5 protein-coding genes and 1 pseudogene are annotated in these 4512 nt (G+C 28.4%); all 6 read left to right on the plus strand.

What is annotated here, in order from left to right; genetic code table 11:
• The coding region (locus IEX62_RS24180) for an NUMOD3 domain-containing DNA-binding protein (RefSeq protein WP_188778806.1) at positions 1 to 770 on the plus strand (770 nt) is incomplete at its 5' end.
• Positions 771 to 788: 18 nt separating this feature from the next.
• A pseudogene (locus tag IEX62_RS24185) lies at positions 789 to 1175 on the plus strand (NADH-quinone oxidoreductase subunit H).
• Positions 1176 to 1900: 725 nt separating this feature from the next.
• Positions 1901 to 2152: a proton-conducting transporter transmembrane domain-containing protein gene (locus IEX62_RS24190; protein ID WP_188846662.1), complete on the plus strand. Its 252-nt coding sequence runs from the start codon at positions 1901 to 1903 to the stop codon at positions 2150 to 2152.
• A 393-nt stretch (positions 2153 to 2545) separates the two neighbouring features.
• Positions 2546 to 2803, plus strand: a complete 258-nt coding sequence (locus IEX62_RS24195) for an LAGLIDADG family homing endonuclease (RefSeq protein ID WP_268237201.1) — start codon at positions 2546 to 2548, stop codon at positions 2801 to 2803.
• Between the two features lie 123 nt (positions 2804 to 2926).
• A complete protein-coding gene (locus IEX62_RS24200) occupies positions 2927 to 3412 on the plus strand; it encodes an LAGLIDADG family homing endonuclease (RefSeq protein WP_188778808.1) in 486 nt (161 codons plus the stop codon).
• 94 nt (positions 3413 to 3506) lie between these two features.
• Entirely contained in the window at positions 3507 to 4487 is a 981-nt protein-coding gene (locus IEX62_RS24205) for an NADH-quinone oxidoreductase subunit M (protein WP_188741359.1), read from the plus strand.
• The last annotated feature ends 25 nt before the right edge of the window (positions 4488 to 4512 follow it).

The raw sequence follows: 4512 nt of genomic DNA on the forward strand, positions 1-4512 counted from the left end.
CAAAATCAGATTCACAATCATCTGATTTACCTCCTGTTCCTATTTTTACTATTAATAATCTAAATAATAAAGACTCTATTAAATCTTCTAGAATATTATTAAAAGACAAAGGAGGTATTTATTCTTTTATTAATACAGTCAATAATAATCAATATATCGGAAGTGCCAAGGATTTTTATTTAAGACTTAATGAACATTTGGAAAATAAGAAGTCTAATATTGCTTTACAAAAAGCATTTACTAAGTATGGCTTAGATAAATTTATATTTTGTATATATGAATATTTCACATACGAAAGCAAAATTATAAGTCATAAAGCTTTAACTGATCTAGAGACTAGTTATATTAACAGATTTAATTTTGATAATCTTTACAATTTTAAAGCTATAGCTACAAGCTCTTTAGGTTATAAACATACAGAAGAAGCAAGATTAAAGATGGTTGATTATTATAAGGATAAAAATAATCATCCTATGTTTGGTAAAACTCATACTGAAGAAGCACTAGGTTTAATTAGTAAACCAGGTGAATTAAATCCTATGTTTGGTAAAAAACATAGTGAAGCTACTAAGGCGTCTATGAGTGAAAAAAAGAATAAATATCCTTTAGGTGTAGGTATTTATGATTTAGAGGACAATTTAATTTTAAAGTTTAGTAATAATGTAGAGCTAGCTAAATATTTAGGTATTTCTAAGGTTACAGTAGGTAAGTATTTAAATTCGGGTCTTGTATATAATAAAACTTATCGGTTTAAACCTATACAAGATTAGATATGGTTGTTTTATTTTTTGGAATCAGAATTAGTTAGTGGTTTTATGACAGAACATGCAGCAGTAGTCTTTGTATTCTTTTTCTTAGCCGAGTATGGTAGTATAGTTTTAATGTGTATACTTACAAGTATTTTGTTTCTAGGAGGTTATTTATTTATAAATCTTAAAGATGTCTTTAATATTCTTGATTTTGTATATTCCAATTTATTTATATTTGAAATTAATTGAATGGTTTCTGAAAGATCTTATACAGAAGATTTCTTTAACAATTATAAATCCATATTAGAAGGATGGCTATATGGATGAATTATAGGATTAAAAAGCTCTATAATGATATTTATTTTTATATTAGGGAGAGCATCTTTCCCTAGAATACGTTATGATCAATTAATGGGTTTTTGTTGAACAGTTTTATTACCTATAATCTTTGCGTTAATAATCTTAGTGCCTTGTATTTTAGAAAGTTTTTACATTTTGCCATGAAATTTAAACCTTTTTTAATCATGAAGGGTAATGGCGTTCTTAATAAAAAATAATAATAATACCTGCCAGCATAGATATTATTGAAAAAATATTAGTTCCACCGGTTAATTCATAGTTAATGGTGTAGTCTTTTCGTGTGCTATTAGTAAATAATGAAGAAAGAATTCTTAATGTTTTTATTTGCTTTATTAATAATTCCTATTATAGGAATATTTATTATATGATCTACACAGTTTTATTCTAAAATGTATCAATATCCTTTTTATTATATGCCTTATCCTTTTAAAAAAGTGGTTATAACAGAAGGAGCAAATTCTTGTATGTTGAAAGATGGATCTTGATCACAAGTTGTATTGACAGATAGTGATGATATGTTCATACAAAACGAAACTGCCCCTAAAGTAGTTGCATTTATAATTTCTATATTGAATTTAATGGTATCATTATTAGTATATATACTATTTGATTTTAGTAATAACCAATTTCAATTTATACAAGAACACTATGATTTGAGTTTTTATGATATATATTTAGGTGTGGATGGTATTTCAATATATTTTGTTTTATTAACTACAATAATAATACCTATAGCTTTAATGTCGAATTGAAATTCGATAACAAACAATGTAAAATCATACTTAATCATAATGTTATTATTGGAAACTTTGTTATTAGCAGTCTTTTTAGTCTTAGATATACTATTATTTTATATATTTTTTGAAAGTATATTGCCTCCATTATTTATATTAATCGGTTTATTTGGATCAAGTAATAAAGTAAGAGCTAGTTTTTATATTTTTTTATATACATTTATCCTTAAGTGTAAAAGAGCCAAACACCGGGTAAGCCCTAAAGCTCTAGTAACCAAGGTTGTTAAGGAAACTTTACAACTGGCCTGATTAATGCCTCAGGGTATGGTAAAATCACTAGTTTTCATACATGAAAAGCTACTTTTAGTAGTAGATATATGGGTGATCGCGGATCTAAATCATCCTTTTAAAGCTCAATGTAAAAAAGCAGCTGCTAAGGGTGTAAAAGAGCAACGAGTAGACGGTTCTTTGAGTTCCACTCCCCCCCTACAAGTAGGGGGTTTGCGAAGAATGGAGCTCATAAGGTGTACTCTAGTCGCTGGGAAACCAGTTTTAGGGAGAAAAATTCATTATTGTCCTAGGGGTCCGGCACCTTCAAATCGAGTGAAGGTGCCAGGAGATTATATTATAATTACGCATAATAGATTCATACACTCCCAGAAGTCCACTCAAAGAGTGGATCCTTGATTTGTAACAGGATTTATAGATGCTGAGGGGTGTTTTATGATAGGGTTAACAAAAAGTGAAAAATATAGAATGGGTTATCAAGTAACAGCGATATTTAAAATTAGTTTACATAGCAAAGATTATGATTTACTATGTCAAATTAGAAATTATTTTGGTGTAGGTATAATTATTAAACATGGGGAAACTACATTACAATATCTGGTTAGGTCAATAAAAGATTTAGATGTCATTATATCTCATTTTGATGCATATCCATTGATTAGTCAAAAATGATCTGATTATAAACTTTTTAAAGAAGCAGTTGCATTAATTAAAAATAAAGAACATATAACTAAAGAAGGATTTAAAAAGATTCTTTCTTTAAAAGCTTCTATTAATTTAGGTTTATCAGATGAATTGCAATTAGTTTTTCCTAATATTACACCAGTAGCTAGACCTTTACCTGTGCTCAGCGAGAAAAAAAAGATTAAAAACTTTAATTATATAGCAGGTTTAACTAGTGGTGATGGGTGTTTTTTTATCTCTATCCGTAATTCTTCTTATACTAAATCAGGAAAATCTGTGGTATTAAAATTTCAAATTGTTCAAAATAGTAGAGATGTCGAATTAATCCAAACGTTAGTATCTACTCTTGGATGCGGTAGAGTAGAGTTATGTTTAAAGCAATCTGCTGCATATTATGTTGTAACTAAATACGAAGATATTCTGAAAAAATTCATCCCACTTTTTGACAATCATCCTATTAAAGGTGTAAGAGCTTTAGATTATTCAGATTTTAAAAAAGTAGTTCTTTTAATGAAGAATAAATCTCATTTAACTGAAGAAGGTCTAATTGAAATCCAATCTATCAAATCAAATATGAATCGAAACCGTGCAAATTAGCTAATGATAGCTAGTAATTATATAATATAATAGGCTGCCGGTTAGCCGGTATGAATTAAAGTAACCCCTAAATTAAAGATAACACATTTATTATGTGAACGTATTGGGATCCTTATTTTTATTACTGTCTATTTTAACTATGTCTTCAATAATGGGAACAACTTATTTTGACGCATTATTAAAAAGTAACTTTGATTATACTATTCAAATATTTTTATTCTGTGGTATATTTATAGCTTTTGCTGTTAAAACTCCAACTATTTTTTTAAATAATTGGTTATTGAAAGCTCACGTAGAATCACCTTTAGGTGGTAGTATAGTACTAGCAGGTATCGTTTTAAAATTAAGTTTATATGGAATATTTAGATTAATTTTACCTTTATTGCCTAAAGCTTCCTTAAATTATACTTATATAATATTTGTCATAGGTGTAATTACTATAATATATGCTAGTTTTAGTACATTAAGAACTACAGATATAAAAGAATTGATTGCATACAGTTCAGTGTCTCATGCTGCAGTATATCTAATAGGAGTATTTAGTAATACAATCCAAGGAATTGAAGGTGGTATACTCTTAGGTTTAGCACATGGCTTTACAAGCCCCGCTTTATTCTTTATTGTAGGAGGTGTGTTATATGATCGTTCCGGAACTCGCTTAATTCATTATTACAAAGGAATTGCTCAAATGGCACCTTTACTTTCTCTGCTTTTCTTTATCTTCTCCTTGGCTAATTGTGGAGTACCCCTTACATTAAATTTTGTAGGTGAATTTATGTCATTATATGGAGTATTTGAAAGATTACCCCTATTAGGTCTGCTGGCTAGTTCTTCAATTGTATTTTCCGCTGCGTATAGTATTTTCTTATTTAACAGGGTAGCTTTTGGAGGAAGCTTTTCGAAATTCTTCGAAAATAGTATTATCGATTTAACTAAAAGAGAATTCTATGCACTAATTTTTTTAGGAGTATTAGTAGTATTCTTAGGTATTTATCCATCTATTATATTAGATGGTCTTCATTACAATGTATCTAGTTTAATTTACAGTTACGGCTGTAAATTTTGCCTTGGCTAATTCGGTAGCAATCAGGTAATGACTT

It is taken from the genome of Paenibacillus hunanensis, from assembly GCF_014645615.1.
Taxonomy (GTDB): domain Bacteria; phylum Bacillota; class Bacilli; order Paenibacillales; family Paenibacillaceae; genus Saccharibacillus; species Saccharibacillus hunanensis.